This window comes from Bradyrhizobium sp. Y36 (assembly GCF_002531575.1).
Taxonomy (GTDB): domain Bacteria; phylum Pseudomonadota; class Alphaproteobacteria; order Rhizobiales; family Xanthobacteraceae; genus Bradyrhizobium.
This window is the reverse complement of record NZ_NWTI01000008.1, coordinates 128,572-144,067: the sequence shown is the minus strand read 5'-3', so window position 1 is coordinate 144,067 and position 15,496 is coordinate 128,572. Positions and strand designations below refer to the sequence as shown.

19 protein-coding genes and 1 pseudogene are annotated in these 15,496 nt (G+C 64.6%); 6 read left to right on the top strand and 14 right to left on the bottom strand.

Annotated elements, in window-relative coordinates:
• Positions 1–123: 123 nt before the first annotated feature.
• Positions 124–687, bottom strand: a complete 564-nt coding sequence (locus CO669_RS16570; RefSeq protein WP_097660863.1) for a type 1 glutamine amidotransferase domain-containing protein — start codon at positions 685–687, stop codon at positions 124–126.
• A 166-nt stretch (positions 688–853) separates the two neighbouring features.
• On the opposite strand from CO669_RS16570, the gene CO669_RS16565 reads away from it, so the two are divergent.
• Entirely contained in the window at positions 854–1,366 is a 513-nt protein-coding gene (locus tag CO669_RS16565; RefSeq protein ID WP_097660862.1) for a ParB N-terminal domain-containing protein, read from the top strand.
• 216 nt (positions 1,367–1,582) lie between these two features.
• Here CO669_RS16565 and CO669_RS16560 read toward each other — a convergent pair whose 3' ends face one another.
• Positions 1,583–1,849, bottom strand: a complete 267-nt coding sequence (locus tag CO669_RS16560) for a DUF2312 domain-containing protein (RefSeq protein WP_097660861.1) — start codon at positions 1,847–1,849, stop codon at positions 1,583–1,585.
• Between the two features lie 134 nt (positions 1,850–1,983).
• On the opposite strand from CO669_RS16560, the gene CO669_RS16555 reads away from it, so the two are divergent.
• A complete protein-coding gene (locus tag CO669_RS16555) occupies positions 1,984–2,502 on the top strand; it encodes a DUF4844 domain-containing protein (protein ID WP_143278679.1) in 519 nt (172 codons plus the stop codon).
• A gap of 36 nt (positions 2,503–2,538) precedes the next feature.
• A complete protein-coding gene (locus CO669_RS16550) occupies positions 2,539–4,104 on the top strand; it encodes a GMC family oxidoreductase (RefSeq protein ID WP_097660973.1) in 1,566 nt (521 codons plus the stop codon).
• A gap of 36 nt (positions 4,105–4,140) precedes the next feature.
• Here the strand turns inward: CO669_RS16550 and CO669_RS35040 are convergent, their stop codons facing one another.
• The 8 genes from CO669_RS35040 to CO669_RS16515 all read right to left on the bottom strand — a co-directional run bounded on the left by CO669_RS35040 (position 4,141) and on the right by CO669_RS16515 (position 9,125).
• Positions 4,141–4,392, bottom strand: coding sequence for a nucleotidyl transferase AbiEii/AbiGii toxin family protein (locus CO669_RS35040; protein WP_143278678.1), 252 nt, complete (start codon positions 4,390–4,392; stop codon positions 4,141–4,143).
• Positions 4,316–4,648 carry a hypothetical protein gene (locus tag CO669_RS35980; protein WP_198964071.1) on the bottom strand — a complete coding sequence of 111 codons (333 nt, stop codon included), beginning with the start codon at positions 4,646–4,648 and terminating at the stop codon, positions 4,316–4,318. Before CO669_RS35980 ends, CO669_RS35040 begins: the two co-directional genes overlap by 77 nt.
• A gap of 299 nt (positions 4,649–4,947) precedes the next feature.
• Positions 4,948–5,229 carry a hypothetical protein gene (locus CO669_RS16540; protein ID WP_097660859.1) on the bottom strand — a complete coding sequence of 94 codons (282 nt, stop codon included), beginning with the start codon at positions 5,227–5,229 and terminating at the stop codon, positions 4,948–4,950.
• Positions 5,230–5,490: 261 nt separating this feature from the next.
• Complete coding sequence (locus CO669_RS16535; protein ID WP_097660858.1) at positions 5,491–6,027, bottom strand: helix-turn-helix domain-containing protein; 537 nt, start codon at positions 6,025–6,027, stop codon at positions 5,491–5,493.
• A 221-nt stretch (positions 6,028–6,248) separates the two neighbouring features.
• Positions 6,249–6,860: a hypothetical protein gene (locus CO669_RS16530; protein ID WP_097660857.1), complete on the bottom strand. Its 612-nt coding sequence runs from the start codon at positions 6,858–6,860 to the stop codon at positions 6,249–6,251.
• Between the two features lie 406 nt (positions 6,861–7,266).
• Positions 7,267–7,902, bottom strand: a complete 636-nt coding sequence (locus CO669_RS16525; protein ID WP_097660856.1) for a cell envelope biogenesis protein TolA — start codon at positions 7,900–7,902, stop codon at positions 7,267–7,269.
• 153 nt (positions 7,903–8,055) lie between these two features.
• Positions 8,056–8,460, bottom strand: coding sequence for a VOC family protein (locus tag CO669_RS16520; RefSeq protein ID WP_097660855.1), 405 nt, complete (start codon positions 8,458–8,460; stop codon positions 8,056–8,058).
• Between the two features lie 305 nt (positions 8,461–8,765).
• Entirely contained in the window at positions 8,766–9,125 is a 360-nt protein-coding gene (locus CO669_RS16515; RefSeq protein WP_198964058.1) for a c-type cytochrome, read from the bottom strand.
• Positions 9,126–9,357: 232 nt separating this feature from the next.
• Between CO669_RS16515 and CO669_RS16510 the strand changes: the two genes are divergently transcribed.
• Positions 9,358–9,708: a zinc ribbon domain-containing protein YjdM gene (locus CO669_RS16510; RefSeq protein WP_097660853.1), complete on the top strand. Its 351-nt coding sequence runs from the start codon at positions 9,358–9,360 to the stop codon at positions 9,706–9,708.
• A gap of 247 nt (positions 9,709–9,955) precedes the next feature.
• On the opposite strand, the gene CO669_RS16505 is transcribed toward CO669_RS16510, so the two are convergent.
• Positions 9,956–10,876, bottom strand: a complete 921-nt coding sequence (locus CO669_RS16505; RefSeq protein ID WP_097660852.1) for a DMT family transporter — start codon at positions 10,874–10,876, stop codon at positions 9,956–9,958.
• Positions 10,877–10,964: 88 nt separating this feature from the next.
• Positions 10,965–11,381 (bottom strand): nuclear transport factor 2 family protein, encoded by a 417-nt coding sequence (locus CO669_RS16500; RefSeq protein ID WP_097660851.1) that lies wholly within the window; start codon positions 11,379–11,381, stop codon positions 10,965–10,967.
• Positions 11,382–11,424: 43 nt separating this feature from the next.
• On the opposite strand from CO669_RS16500, the pseudogene CO669_RS16495 reads away from it, so the two are divergent.
• Positions 11,425–12,003: pseudogene (locus CO669_RS16495) on the top strand (bifunctional transcriptional activator/DNA repair enzyme AdaA); the annotation flags it as partial.
• Between the two features lie 576 nt (positions 12,004–12,579).
• Here CO669_RS16495 and CO669_RS16490 read toward each other — a convergent pair.
• Positions 12,580–12,828 (bottom strand): hypothetical protein, encoded by a 249-nt coding sequence (locus CO669_RS16490; protein ID WP_097660850.1) that lies wholly within the window; start codon positions 12,826–12,828, stop codon positions 12,580–12,582.
• A 465-nt stretch (positions 12,829–13,293) separates the two neighbouring features.
• On the opposite strand from CO669_RS16490, the gene CO669_RS16485 reads away from it, so the two are divergent.
• Positions 13,294–14,598 (top strand): hypothetical protein, encoded by a 1,305-nt coding sequence (locus CO669_RS16485; RefSeq protein ID WP_097660849.1) that lies wholly within the window; start codon positions 13,294–13,296, stop codon positions 14,596–14,598.
• A 5-nt stretch (positions 14,599–14,603) separates the two neighbouring features.
• Here CO669_RS16485 and pdxY read toward each other — a convergent pair whose 3' ends face one another.
• Positions 14,604–15,422 carry a pyridoxal kinase gene (pdxY, locus tag CO669_RS16480; protein WP_097660848.1) on the bottom strand — a complete coding sequence of 273 codons (819 nt, stop codon included), beginning with the start codon at positions 15,420–15,422 and terminating at the stop codon, positions 14,604–14,606.
• Positions 15,423–15,496 lie beyond the last annotated feature (74 nt).

Sequence of the window (15,496 nt, the reverse complement as noted above, 5' to 3'; positions counted from 1 at the left end):
CCATAACATTTGTAAGGGCGGCCTAGGATCACTAGCGCGCGGTATTACGGTGACAGTGCCCAAACATTCGTCGCCCCTCCTCCACGACCGCGGCTGGATGGTGCACCGTCACCGCAATCATGGCTAAGCCGCGCTGCTGCGCTGCATGTGGCGCCCTTCCTTCACCTCTTCGATGATCTTCGCGCTGAACGCCTTGAGGTCACCGGGGTTGCGCGAGGTGATGACGCCCTGGTCGACGACGACCTCCGAATCCTCCCACTTCGCCCCGGCATTGGCGACGTCGGTCTTGATCGATTTGTACGACGTCATCCGGCGGCCCTTCGCGATCCCCGTCTCGACCAGCAGCCAGGGCGCATGGCAGACCGCGGCGACGACCTTCTTGGCATCGAAGACGCTCTTGATGAATTGAAGCGCCTTGGGCTCGACGCGCAGCAGGTCGGGGTTGATCTGCCCGCCGGGCAGCACGAGCGCGTCATAGTCGGCGGCCGCGGCCTGGTCGAGGGTCTTGTCGACCTTGACGGGGCGGCCCCAGTCCTTCTCGTCCCAGCCCTTGATCTCGCCCGGCTGCAGCGAAATGATCTCTACGGTCGCACCGGCCGCCTTGAGCGTGTCACGCGGCACTTCGAGTTCCGATTGCTCGAAGCCATTGGTGGCCAGAATCGCGATCTTTTTTCCGGACAGTTCCATCCGTGTCTCCTGTGAGTGTGTGGTGATGCCTATCAATCGAACGCTTTCGCATTTCGTTCCTCACGCCCCGCCGCCGAAATTGCCTTTGCGGTCGACCTGTTCACCCCTAAACTCCAGACACCGCCGGCATGCGTTCCGGCGGGCCCGGTAGAAGCGGAGTCACCTTATGCCCAAGCCGGAAAGCTTCCCGGTCGAGACAATCTTCGTTCCCACAAAATTGAAGAAGACCCTCAAGCCCGAGACCGTCGCGGAGATCGCGGAAAGCATGCTGGACATCGGACAACAGGCCCCGATTTCCGTTCGGCTCGATGGGGACCGCGTCGTTCTGGTCGAGGGACTGCATCGGCTGGAGGCCTGCAAGGCGCTCGGCGAGACGACCATTCTTGGTGTCCTGGTTCCGGCCGAGCTTGCTCAACCCAAGCCGCTGCTCGCCGAGCGGCCGGAAGTCGAGGCCGAGCGCATCAAGATGGCGCGATTGAAACAGTTGCGCCTGGAGAAGGAGGCCGCGGAGGCATCGACGGCGGCCTCGAGAGACAACGCAACGCAAGCGCCGCGCGCAGGCTCGACGAAAGGCTTGCGCGACAATCCGAAGACATCGCCCGTCCGGATGGTGAAGGCGAAACCGAAATCACTGTCGGACTGGATCACGCAGCAGAAGGGCAGCGGCAGCCGCTATTGAGGGCCGGCGCCGTCATTCCGGGGCGCGCGAAGCGCGAGCCCGGAATCCATTGCGCCTCGTGTCGTGCCGCCCGATGGATTCCGGGCTCGCGCCCAAGCGGGCGCGCCCCGGAATGACGGTGGGTTCTGCTGCGCTTCCCCTTGGGCAATTGTCACCGCGTGACGGCCGCAATCGCCGGGATCGCGGCCATATCTCCTCAAAGACTACCCAATCCTCTCACGCCGCCTTCGCCTGCTCCGGCGAGGCCGTCTCCATCGCGCGCATGTAGAGGTCGAGCAGGCTTTCGCGCTCGTCGCGCTCGTTCTTGTCTTCCTTGCGCAGCTTGATGATCTCCTTGAGAATCTTCACGTCGAAACCGTCGCCCTTGGCTTCCGCGAAGACTTCCTTCTTCTGCTCGCTCAACTCCTGCATCTCCGTGTCGAGGTTCTCGATCCGCTCGACGAAGGAACGGATCTTGCCGCCGGGAATGGTGATGTCGGACATGGTGTCTCCTCGCTGACTGAGGTCGCGAAAATGACCGCAAAGACATCACCAATGTGTTAACCTCGCCGTCCATGCCGTGCCCGCCAAATGGATAAACGGAACGCGTTTTCGCCTCGGTCTCAATGAAATACCTCTTGATCTTCGTCAGCGCCCTCATCTTCTGCGTGATCGCATTCGGCGGCTTTCTTTATTGGAAATACAGCCAGCTCTTTCCCGCCCCCTCGAGCGAGGTCGTGCAGCTCACGCCGGAGAAGCGCAGCGTTCTGGAGCGGCTGCGCGCCGAAGCCAAATTTCAGCCTCATCAGTTTCCACCGTTGGGTTACACCGGCGCCGAGACACCCGAAGACCGCGTGCGGGCCACGGGCGCTGTCGATGATGTCATCGACGCCGTTCTCGCGCAGCCTGACGGTCCCGTTCACGCGCGCGACGTCTCGCGATTGATCGGCAAAGGCATGAAGCAGGTGTTTTGGCTCGCGACGGAGGACCGCGACCGAACCGCCGGATATCTCGTCGAGGTCTGGTACATTCTCGGCTTCAAGGGACCGACTGGACAATTCGTATCCGGCTCGGGCTTTCCCAAAGCCGACGGCTACAGCGAACCGCTGCCTCCGGGCTGGATCGCGCCAGATCGGCCACGACCGATCGCGCCGTAGCACGAGGTGAAGCGAAGCACATGGGAGCAAGCGCAAATACTTGAGCAGGACTACGACACCATCATCATCGGCGGCGGTTCCGCCGGGGCGACGCTGGCTGCGCGGCTCAGCGAAGACCCCGCGCATCGCGTGCTGCTGCTGGAAGCCGGGCAGGATTTGCGCACCGCGACCACACCGGAGCATATCCGCATCCCGAACCCGATGCGCGCCATCGGCGACGACGACTTCCGCTGGCCGAAGCTGCTCGCGCGGCGCACCGAGCGGCAGGAGCCGCTGCTGCTGTGGCGCGGCCGGGCGATGGGCGGCAGTTCGACCATCAACGGCCAGATCGCGATCCGCGCCGTCCCCGACGATCTCGACCGCTGGGCAGAGGCCGGCTGCACCGGCTGGTCCTGGGACGAGATGCTGCCGTTCTTCTGCAAGCTCGAGACCGACAAGAATTTCCCTGAGGCGCACTATCATGGCGACCGCGGGCCGATCCCGGTCTATCGCGCGCCGATCCCGGATTGGGGCAATGTCGACCGGGCGCTGCGGTCGTCGGCGCTCGCGCTCGGCTATGGCTGGTGCGAGGACCACAATGCGCCCGAAGGCACCGGCGTCTCGCCCTACGCGATCAACAGCGAAGCGGGCCTGCGCATCTCCACCAATGACGGCTATCTGGAGCCGGTGCGCGGCCGCGCCAACCTCACCATCGTCGGCAACGCGCTGGTCGACACCATCGTGTTCGAGGGCAACCGGCTGCACGCCAGCGGCGTGCGCGTTCGCGTCAGCGGCCAGTCCTATACGCCCCGCGCCGCGCGCGAGGTGATCCTCTGCGCCGGCGCGATCCATTCGCCGGCCATCCTGCAACGCTCCGGCATCGGCCCAGCCGCGCTGCTGGAGCGGCTCGGCATTCCGGTCCGCGCCGACCTGCCGGTCGGTGAGAACCTGCTGGACCATCCGATCGTCAATGCGCTCCTGCACCTGCGCGACGACCGCCAGGTCTCGACGCTGATGCACCGGCACACCAATTGCTGCCTGCGTTATTCGTCCGGCTTGGCGGGCGCCGGCGACAACGACATGATCATGATCGCAGGCAATCTCGCCCGCACGCCGCAGGCGCTGGCCGTGGTCTCGCTGGGACGCATCGCCGTATCGGTATATCAGGCCTTCAGCCAAGGCCACGTCCGCATCACCACGACCGACCCGGAGGTCGACCCTGCGGTCGAGGAACGCATGCTGTCCGATCCGCGCGACCTCGAACGCATGCGCGACGGCGTCCGCCGCCTGCGAGACATCTGCCTGCAACCGGCCGTGACCGAGATCGCATCCCGCGTCGACTACGGCAGCAGCGGCCGCTCCATGGCCGAGCCGTTCAGCGATGCCGAGCTGGATGACTGGCTGTTCGCCGAGTGCAGCGATGCCCAGCACGCCAGCGGCACCTGCCGCATGGGCGCAATCAACGATCCGCGTTCCGTCGTCGATCCCGACTGCCGGGTGATCGGCTGCACGGGCCTGCGCGTGATCGATGCCTCGATCATGCCGGAAGTGCCGCGCGCAAATACGCACCTGACCACGGTCGCCATCGCCGAGCGCATGGCGGAGCGGTTGAAGAGCGCGTAGCATGGATGGAGCGAAGCGATATGCATCAAGCACAAATCATTGCCAACTATCGCACAGCGACTTCGTCATCGGGTTCGCATTTGGCGCGAGGTTCTTCAGGTCGTTGCTCGAATCCAGGAAAATATCGACGTCGTAGCTGATGCGATGATCGAGGATCTGTGCCAGCGCGGTACCGCCGCCGAACGTCCACGGCCCGGCGCCGCCCTCCAGACTATCGAGCGCGACCAGCGCCTTCTGCAGGAGATCTTCCCACCTCGAAGGAAGCCATCTCCCTGACCCATCTTTCATTCTCGGACTCCGTGACCTGCCAGGCGTCGATGGCCTTCAATAACTCGTCGAACGTCACGATACGGTCAACGACGAGATTGTGGATGACGGATACATCGACCTCGACGAACAACGCCTGCACGTACACGCGCCATTTTCGCTCGGAAATCTTGCCCTTCAGGCATGCCAGCAGAGTACCTTCGTCAATGCGCTCAGGCATCGGCGTGTTGATGGTCGTCACGGCTGCGGTCAAGTTCTCAAACGCACCTTTCAGCATTCCAGCAATATGGTGCCATTCGGCGAAAGCCCCAACCGGCGCCTCGGTCCGATTGTTGATTGCCGTTGCCCGCGACTGGATACGCCGTTGAGAATGCTAGGCTTTTCAGACGTACGTGCGACCGACCCCAGGTACCAGGAAAGCGCAGTGCCGTAGGGTGGGCAAAGGCGCGCCAGCGAGGCTGTAACGAGGCGGATCGTAGGATGGGTAGAGCCCTTGCGAAACCCATCCTTCCGCAACGGCTATTGATGGGTTTCGCTTCGCTCTACCCATCCTACGAATTGGTGAATTGTCGCGGCCTACCACCAATACGGCCAGCGCCAACCCTCGTAGCGGACATAGGACGGCACCAGCGGCGGGCCGTAGGGATCGACCTTGTCGTCCTCCGGGCGATAGCGATAGCGCGGAACGACGTTGTAATCCCACGGCGTCGGCCGCAGCACCGGCGCGGTGACGATGAGCCGCTCTTGCGGCGCGCGAACGACGACGGCTTTGCGCGTCTTCGCTTCCACTCCTGATGTTGCAAGGCTGCACAGCACCAGGGCGGTTCCGAGCGCGAAGGCGGCGGTTGTTCTTGTCATGTGTGATCTCCTTCGCGCGAAGAGTGCAAAAGGATGCCGGGCAAGGCAAGCAAATTTCGCGCGAGATTCTCTCTGCGGCCATCCTTCGAGACGCCCGCTTTTGAGCGCGCTCCTCAGGATGAGGGCGGAATGCGCGGCAACGGCTTCAGAAGACGACGATCCCACAGAGCCTCATCCTGAGGAGACCGCGAAGCGGTCGTCTCGAAGGACGAGGCGTGCGCTCCAGCATTTCAGCGAGCGTGACGCGCGGCAAACGAAGCCCTACGCCGCGTCGACCTCTTCCGGCGCCGGGCCCGCCACGAGCCCGTCGAGGCCGACCATCAGGAGTTCGGCGATGTGCATCAGCTGATACAGCGGAATGTCCACCTCGCCCTGCTCGGCCTGGCCCAAGAAGGCCGGCGTGACGGCCAGGCGCTCGGCGAGCTGGCTTTCCGTGTAGCCGCGCGTCTGGCGGGCGGCCCTGATGCGCGCGCCGATGCCGAGGCGGTGCCGGGCCTGCTCGTCCGCGGTCATCATCGCGGCCTGCTCGGTCAGGCTGGCATAGCCGTCGGCGAACGAAGCGCCGATCAGCCGCTCCTTGCGCCAGGCAACGCGGCAGCTCTTGCGCAGGCCGTTCGAGAACACCAGCGTGAAGGCGTCGGCGACCCATGCCGAGCTGCTCAGCTGCAGCCGCGCGCCGGTGCCGGAGACATCGCGGATCGTGCAGGGCACGCTGACGGTGCTGCCCGCCCCGTTGTCGAATTCGACGATTCCGGTGCGCAAGGTTTCATGCCTGATAGCGGCGCGATGCTCGTTCATGACGGCTCCCAAAAAAGCCTGCGGCGGCGTCGCAGCCGGACGCGGCCGAAGAATTCGAGCAAGACTACTGCAGAATTTTTTCCTCGCAGCTAAGCTTGGACCGGGTTCAACCAGCAGTCGCGGCCATGGTAAAGGAATTGCTCCCGAGGCTCGAAAGGTTGGCTATGGTGAACTTACCGGCAAGCTTGCCCGGATGAGCGAACCACATCCGGGCTGCGTCCTCAGCGCCGCGCCGTGGCGACCGCAAACCTGCCATCCCGCATCGACGACAACTCGGCGGTCCGAGACCTGCGAGCGAACCGACGGACCTCTCGCTCGGGTACCAGCGTCTGAAGGTCGGCCATTTCAATCGATTGTCTACCGACCTCAACTTCGGCAGGTACCAACGCTATGGTCACGAATGTCTTGGAGGCCGCTCCATGAGTCTTGTCTGTGATCTTTCCTTTTAGTTCGCCTTCGCCTTTCACCCACCGGCACCAGCTGAGCAATGTGCATTTTGCGGCGGCAGAAGCGCTCGCCACACGCTCGAACGTTGCGTCGTAGTCGTAGGCTTGAATTGCCTTTGCCGCGACGAAGACCCAGCGGCGTTGCTTAAGGTGATCCGCAATAACCTTCCGGCAGTCTCGCCCGACATTTCGAAGCACTGTCTTGGAGATATTGTCGTCATCCGACTCGTAGACTTGCGCAGCTCCTGTGCTGAGCGTGACGATCTGATCGTAGTCAGCGTTCAAGCTTACCTCGACAACCTTCGCATCGACGTTCACTTTCCCGCCGATGATGCGCGTCGATTGGTTTTCGAATCCAGCGACTGTAACCGGCTTGCTCCTCGACACTGTCTTTCTAGCTTGAAGCGCTTCCAAATCTCGCTGACAGATTTGAGAGACCCCAATGGGATGCCGAAGGCTGTCCCTGTCATCAACGGATCTATAGAGAGCCGGAGCGAAGAAATTGCCTTGTTGCGGAGCAATCAAAATCGAGCCGGGGTACCCGGGCCATACACTCGTTTGGACTAGAGGACTCTGGGCATAGGCGGCCGTGGAATGGCAAGCGATCGCAGCGACCAAATAGCAACAAGCGCGGACATGTCTCATGAGGTGCTCCAAAAATGATCTGTGGTGAAATGGTTCGATTACGTGTCAAGCCGACCACAACCTTGGTTAGAAATCAAGCGCGGTGGAGCGCAAGGCAAAACCTGCTCCGCTGCGGCGGGAGTGGCCGGTGACATCTCGGGCCTTCGCCCTACGCGCGCGCGCGGCGCAGGGCCTGTTCGAGCTTCGCCCGTTGCTTGTCCCAGCGGGCCTGCTCGGCCTCGGCGCGGTCGTCGAGCACGGCGCGCGCGGCTTCGATCTCCTCGGCCTTCGCCTCGTGCTGCCGCCTCGCTTTGTCCATTGCCGCCTCGGCCGCGACGACGGCCTTGTCGCGACGCGCGCGCGCCCTGGCGCGGGCGGCCTCCTCTTTGGCACGCGCAGCCTCGCGCCGCCGCTCCTCCTTCTCGAATGCCGCGGCGGCCTTGCGGGCGGCCTGAGCGTCGGTCTTGCCGGATGGTGTCTTGGCGGCCTTGGCCGGCCGTATCTTGCTCCTGGTCTTGCCTCTGGCCTTGCTCTCACCCTCGCCGAGATCGGTCGGCAGCTCCGCGCTCTCCGTGAACGGGCCGTTCGAGCCCACCGGGCGCCTGAGCACAACGCCGGGCTTTTTCAGTGTCGCCGCGACGATGTCGGGATCGTCCGTCTCCGTCGCGGCGCCCTGATGGAACAGATTGGAGCTCGCGCCCCAGGCCTCGAGCGCCGCCTTCATCGAGGGCGCGGCCACCGCCTGGTCGAAGAAGCCGAGCGAGGTCTGGTAGGTCTTCAGCTTCCGTTTCGGCTTTGCCGGCATGTCGTCCCGATGGAGCTTCCCTGTCAGCTGGCGATCGTAGCCTGGATGAAGCGCAGCGCAATCCGGGGTCTTCTGTCCGAGGGGGACGTCCCGGATTACGCTGGAGCCTGTCATCGGGCGGCGCTTCGCGCCGACCCGTTGGCTCCATCCGGGCTACGAACTTGCCAGCAGCGCATCGTATCCTTTTTCGCTGAACGCCAGCAGACAGAATCCGTGCCCGAACGGATCGGCCAGCATCGCGATCCGGCCATACGGCGCATCGCGCGCGGGCGCCTCCAGGATCGCGCCGGCGCGCAGCGCGCATGCGACGGCGGCATCGACATCCTCGACGACGACGTCGACATGCAGCGGCGTCCAGTGCCGCGCGTAGCGGCGGTGGTCGCCGCCGGCCCCGACCGTGCCGGCCTGCTTGGTCAGGAGATAGACCGGCGCCGGCCAGCCCAGCAGCTCGACGAAATCGGTGCCGAAGCGGCGGCCGACGGTGAGGCCGAAGGCGGCGGTGTAAAAGCGCGTGGCCTGTGCCACGTTGGGGACATCGATGTTGAGGAGGAAGGACATGGCTGGCTCGTCTGCGATTTCGAGCGCAGCGTAGCCCGGATGGAGCGCAGCGCAATCCAGGTTGTTGCCGCATGGTCTGCCCCGGATTTGGCGGGAGCCTGTCATCGGGCGGCGCTTCGCGCCGACCCGTTGGCTCGATCCGGATTACGCAGCAACCGCCTCCTCGCCGGGCAAGCCGCACACTGGAATCATGCCCCTGTTTTGCCCGACGCTGCAAATTCAGTTCGGCTTACCAGAAATGGTGAGCCTTTTCAGAGACATCTCTACTGTGCATGGGGTTGTTTTCGCAAAAAAGGGGACCGCCCTCATTTGCCGCGCAGGCTCAGGATATAGGCCGACAGCACCTCCGCCTGCTCCGGCGCGATCACGAGGTTCGGCATGTTCTGGTGGCTGGTCCGCCAAAACACCGTGAGCGCCAGCGCGGTGGTGCCGCTGCGATCGGCGATGGCCTGGAAGCTCGGGGCTTCGTCGAAGAATCCGGCCGTGCGCGGCTCGACGGCATGACAGGTCTGGCACCACGCCTGCGCGAGGCGATGCCCTTCGGCGACCGCGCGCGGGCCGGACCTTGGAGCGCCTGCGGCGGTGTGGACGACGCTGAGCAGAAACAGCACCGACAGCGCTGCAAGGACGGCGAGGCCGAGATAGATTCGAACGCTGTGGGACATCGCCAGTCTCCGCCATTGCCTCGCCGACACGCGAAGCCTAGGACGGGCGGAGCGACCGAGGTTGATTTGCCTCAAGAGCGCGCCCGGGCCGGACAGCCGCGAACTTCCTCGCGCCGTTTCGGTGATATCGCACCTTCGACTGATCCCCTTCCCGGCTTCCGCAGCTTTCCCTTGCTTTCCTGGTTCCGGTCCCTACGGTCCGCCGCGAACGAAGCGCTTGATGAGACCTGCCATGACTGACGCGATGAAATGCCCCGCCTGCAACTCCGAGCACGCCTATCAGGACCGCAATCTCTGGGTCTGCCCGGAATGCGGCCATGAATGGAGCGGCACAGCGGAGGCGGCCGCGGACGCCGCACAGGATGCCGGCGTGCGCGATGCCAACGGCAATGCACTCACCGACGGCGACAGCGTCATCGTGATCAAGGATCTCAAGATCAAGGGCTCCTCCTCGGTCGTGAAGGGCGGCACAAAGGTGCGCAACATCCGCCTCCAGGACGCCAGCGACGGCCACAACATCGCCTGCAAGATCGACGGCATCGGCGCGATGAACTTGAAGTCGGAGTTCGTGCGGAAGGCTTGAGCGCGCGGACAGGGTGGCCCGGCCTCCCGCGGTAAGGCTAACGCCGGTTCCAGCTTTGGAACGCACAATCCCTCTTAACCCGCCGAAAAATCGGTGTAAGCTTCGACGTGCCGGGGCTGGCGTTTGTAGCGCGTATCGATTTCCTCAACCCGGGGCTGGCTTGCAGGGTTACCTGTTCGATTGCATCACGTCTTGAGACTTGAGCGGCCGCCTCCTGGGGCGGCCTTCTTGTTTTGCCGCGCAGAGATCAGCGCTGCCGCTGCGCCAGATAGAACCCGCACAGCACCGTCACGAGGCCCGCGGTCTGCAACATCGTCGGCGCCTCGCCAAGCAGCAGCCAGCCGGTGATCAGCGTCAGCGCCGGCACGCAGGCCGGAAACACGGCGGCGCGGGCAACGCCGAGGCGCTGCACCGAGACCGCGAACAGATAGAGCGCGGCCGGACCGGCGAGCACGCCCTGCGCCAGCGCCTGGATGGCGTTCTCGGTGACGCCGATCGCCGCAACATGGGCGAGCCCGACAATCGCGATGTAGGCCGGCAACAGCAGCAGCGACAGCACGTTGATGACCAACGCGGCCGAGACCGCCGAGACGCGCCAGTGCCGCAGAGCTGCACCGAAGCCGGCGAACATCAATCCCGTCAGCACGAAGATCAGATCGCCCTGCACGCCCTCGGCACCGATATGGCCGATCGATTCCGCGCCGATCACGCCGAGGCCGCCGACGATGACGAGGGCGCCGATCAGCCGCGAGGCGGAGATGTGCTCCTTCAGGACAATCGCTGCGAGCAGGAGGCCGCCGAGCGTGGCACAGGAGGGCTGGATCACGCTGCCATGGCCGAGCGGCACGAACAGGAATCCGGTGTAGGAGATCAGCGACATCACGGGGCCGCCGAGCACCATCAGCACAAGGCCCCTGCCCCAGCCGATGCCGCAGAGATCCTTGACGCCGGCGCGCAGCACCAGCGGCAGGAACGCGATCCCCGACCAGACATAGCGGTGCACCAGCAGATCGACCGGCGTGAATCCGACCTTGAGCCCATGCCGGGTGCCGGCAAAGCCGAGCGCCCAGAACAGCGCCGCAGCAAGGCCGCAGACCACGCCGAGCAGTGCCGGCGCTGCATCGTTCTTCTGAGAAAGAGCGTCAGCGCCGCTCGTCCGCTGATCCATGAATCAAGCCTTACGTCAGCGCGTCGATCGCCTCAACCCACGCAGCCGCAGGGCTGGCACGCAAGCGTGATCTCGCAGGCGCCGTTCGTCACGTCCCCTTTTCGAACACCATCCGCCATCCCTTGCGCGTATCCATGTATTCCCGCACTTGCCGGATCCGGTCGCCCGCCACCGTGAACACGAAGCAATAGTCGTTCTCGTACGGCTCGCCGCCGGGCAATGTCGCGCGCATCCGCTCCTCCACGATCACGACATCGCCGTCGGCATACACGCCGCGGAACGCGATATCGACGTTCGAGAACATCTTGTGCATCTCCTGCGCGATGAAGCGCGCGATCTCGTGCGGTCCCGTCATGTGGTCGGTGTGACCGAGCGCAACGGCGGTGGCGTTGCCCTTCGGCGCGATCCATTCGGCGTCGTCCGTGAACAATGCCGCGATGCGCATCGCATCGCGCGACGAAAAGGTCTTCCAGGCGTTCAGGACAATCTCTCTCGGGCTGGACACGATTGCTCTCCGGTTTGCAGCAAGCGCCGCGTTCTAGGCCGCGATGCGCCTTGCAGCTCGCCACAATCGGACTCGGTCATCCCGCGGCCCTTCCGCGCCCGCCCTCATGCGCTATGATCCGGACATGCTGAGCTTCGATGTCTGCAACGCCGCGCGCCTGCGCCGCGATCCCCGCTATGACGGCCGCTTCTTCACGGCGGTGAAGACCACCGGCATCTATTGCCGCCCGGTCTGTCCGGCCAAGCAGCCGCTGACGCGCAACGTCGCCTATTATCCGACCGCTGCGGCGGCCGAGGTCGCCGGCTTCCGGCCCTGCCTGCGCTGCCGTCCCGAGACTGCGCCGTTCTGCCCGGCCTGGAACGGCACGCGCTCCACGGTGGCGCGGGCCATGAAGCTGATCGATGACGGCGCGCTCGACGAAGGCTCGGTGGTTGATCTGGCGATGCGGCTCGGCATCTCCTCGCGTCATCTGGCACGCCTGTTCGCGCGCCACGTCGGCGCAACGCCTCGACAGCTCGCCAAGACGCTGCGCGTCCAGCGCGCCAAGCGCCTGCTCGATGCCGGCGACGACAGCATGACCGACATCGCGTTTCAGGCCGGCTTCGGCAGCTTGCGCAGGTTCAACGCCGCCTTTGCCGAGCTCTACGGCCGCTCGCCGTCAAGCCTGCGCGCAGTCCGCGCGCGGAGAACTCAGCGCGCTGCCGACGATCGCTCAGAAAAAGCCGGGACTGAGATCGAGACCGTAGGTCAGGCTGAGCACGAACACGAACAGCGCAGCAGCCGCAAACAGAGCGGCTTGCTTGATGATGAACGCACGCGACGACGCGGGGGCAACAACGGCTTTCTGCGCAACGGGCATGATGGCCTCTCCATTATGAGTTCAAAAAATTGGCCACGATGACGCGGCAGCCGCATCAAGCAATGCGGCCTGCAAATCAAGCGTTAATGGGAAGGCGCCCGTTATGAACGGGGATACATAACCGGCACATTCACGCGAACTTGTTCGCTGCCGGAGTCTCAATCAGCGCGCCGATGTCAATTCATCGTGCCGAGACATTGCACGGTGCGCGTTGGCGCACGAAGCAGTTACTGCAATTCCTGCACGCGCGAGATGCGGGCAGCATCCACTTCGAGAACGTCGTGTGGAGCGGTGGATCCCGCCTCTCCGCGGAACCCACCTGCTACGCGCAATATCAGCTCAGCGGGCCACGCCGACGGTAGCGGTCTTCACCTTGCGGGAACTCAGCACGTTGGTCTGGTGGACCGAGGCAACGGTGGTCGGTGCAGCGGCCTGCTGCTCGACATGCGCGGCGCCGAGGACGCGAACCTGCAGCGGCGAGACCGGAAATCCATTGGTCTCGTAAGTCGGCAGTTCAGCGGCGAAAGCCGCGGTGCTGCCCGCGATCGTCAGGACGGTGGCGGCGATCGACAGAGTCTTCTTGTTCATTGGTGATGCTCCTGGATGGAAGAGTCGGAGCATATCTAGGCCTGATTTGCTGCATTGCGACATGCTTTGTTGCATTGCAATAGCGCGTGCGGTGCATGGCGATATGTTTAATGCGTACAAGGCCTTGGCCGAATCACGTCGGCGACGACATGAAGTCTTCACAGACGGTGCCAGGCACCCGGAAGGCGGCAGCACAACGCTTGGGAGACACGCCTTCCTCCTCATCCACGCAACAAAGTTGCGTAGAGCATCGCGGCCCAGCCGTGATGGAACTTGCGTTGCCGCTCGGCAACACCGCTGCGAAAAGCCTGCCTCCACCGATCTGCGCCATTGCGCTGCCACATGGTCCTCCGAACAATCGACGCACTGCGTGCCTTTCCGTGCAAGACTGTTTTCGTCAGACTGTTTGCATCATGACTGTCCGGACAAGACGGGTTCGGGCAGAACCGTTCGGAGGCAGGGATCATGAACGATCGGCGGTCTCTTCTGGTAGCGGTCGCTTGCCCGTCGGCCGTGCTCGCCGGCTGGCTGGCGCTTTCCCTCTCCGCTTATGCTCCGGCCCTCATCGAGAATAGCGGTGCCAATGCGGCGGCGATCGCGCGCGCCAAGGATCTCGGCCGGCTCGACCTCGCCGACGTGCCGCGCGCTGCGACGATCGAGGACGGCATCGCCTTGACCGCCGACATTGCAGCTGCCGTCGCAGCAGCACCGGCCCCGACGATCGCTGAAGCCGCGCCCGAGACGCCCGCCCCAGCCGCCAAGTTCGCCTCGGCCGATCCGGCGCTGATCCTGCCGGTGGAGGCACCGCCCGCACCGCGGATGTCGCCTGAACCGGAGCCCGCCGTCAGCGATGCTGCTCCTGTCGCGGCCCCGGAACCCGTCAAGCTGGCGTCCGCCGATCCCACCGAGATCGTGACGACGGACGAGCTGTCCTCCGCGGCAATCGCAAGTGGTCCCGTCACGCCTGTGAGCAAGGCATCCCCGCCAGCCGACACCGTCGCCGTGCTCGACGAATGCTTCGTCATGGATGCCTGCGTTGATCGCTATCTGTGGGCGCTCTATCAGCGCACCGCAAAGGAAGACTCGATCAAGGTTCAGGAGCGCCGCGCCGTCACCGTCAAGCGCAAGGGCAAGACGGTCACGGTGATGCGCAGCTTCACCAAGCTGGTCGATGAGGATTTCGGCTGGAAGGATCCGAAGGCGGCCGAGCACGCCAACATGTCGATGATGGATTACGTCATCGGCGGCATGGACAAGAGCTTCAAGCTGAAGCTGTTCCGCACGCTGCTCGCCGCGGAAGCCGCCGGCCTCTCGCCCGGCATCACCAGCGCATTCCGCGACGATTATCGCCAGTCGATCGCGAGCGGCCTGAAAGCCGCTTCCGACCGTTCCTATCATGGCGGCAGCTCGCGCGGCGGCTATGGTCACGGCATGGCGGCCGACATCGTCAGCACGCAAGGAAGCAACCGCGCGCAGCGCTGGGTCTCGACCGAAATCCTGTGGAAGTGGGTCGACGCCAATGGCAAGGCCTACGGCATCGGCCGGCCCTATCTCGGCCGCGATCCGCCGCATGTCGGTCCGGTCGACGGCCCCGAATACATCTCGCGTCGGGGCACCGGCGACGGCAAGCAAGTCGCGAGCGTGAAGTCAAAGAAGGTGGCGCGCGCCGCGGCCCATGCAAAGCCGCCAAAGGCCCAGGTCGCGCGCGAGCAGAAGGGTCCCGCCAAGCCGCAGAAATCGGCGCAATCGGCCGGCAAGCGCGCGACCTGAGACCGTTATGGCGCGCGGCCCGGCGTCGGCAGCGGCACGAGCCGCATCTCGGCAGTGCCGGCGTCCTGTGTGCGCACCAGCACCGCAAAGATCGTCTCGACCGCAAGCCGCACTGCAGCCTCGGTCGGCTCGCCCTTGGCCAAATGGGCCGCGATCAGGCCGGTGAGGAGATCGCCGGTGCCGTAAGGGCGGATCGGCAGACGGGGCGTCGCAAAGCGCGACAATCGCCCGTTGGCGCACAGGATCGTCTCCACCTGCCCCGCCGCCGTATCAGCGAGCGTGCAGCCGGTGGCGATGACATCGATGCGGCCGGTCGCCGCCAGCGCCGCACACGCCGCGCGCAGGCCCTGCGCGTCGGCGATCGTGAGGCCCGAGAGCAGCTCGAGTTCGAACTGGTTCGGCGTCGTCAGGTTCGCGGCCGGCAGCAGCCGATGCCGGACCACGTCCAAAATGCCGTCCGCCACGTAAACGCGGCCGTCATCACCGATCACGGGATCGCAGAGATAGACGAGCTTCGCATTCCGCGTGAGCGCCCGCTCGACGAAATCGGCGATCACGACGGCGTTGCCGGGTGAACCGAGATAGCCGGTCACGAGCACGGCCGCCTCGTCGACGAGGCCGCGCTCCTCCACCCCCTTCAGGAGATCGGCGACGAGCTCGGTCTCCAGCACCCGTCCGCGAAGGCTCGGATAGCGCGGGTGGTTGGACAGCAGCGTCGTCGGCACCGCCGCAACGTTCACGCCCTCCGCCTGGATGGCATAGGCGGCCGCGCTGTTGCCAACATGGCCGTGGATCACCTGGCTTTGAATGGAGATGACGAGCATGAAAGAGGTCCGTAAGGACAATCGCGCCGCGACGCAAGCGCAGCGATCATAGCGCGGCACTTTCAGCCGAAGTC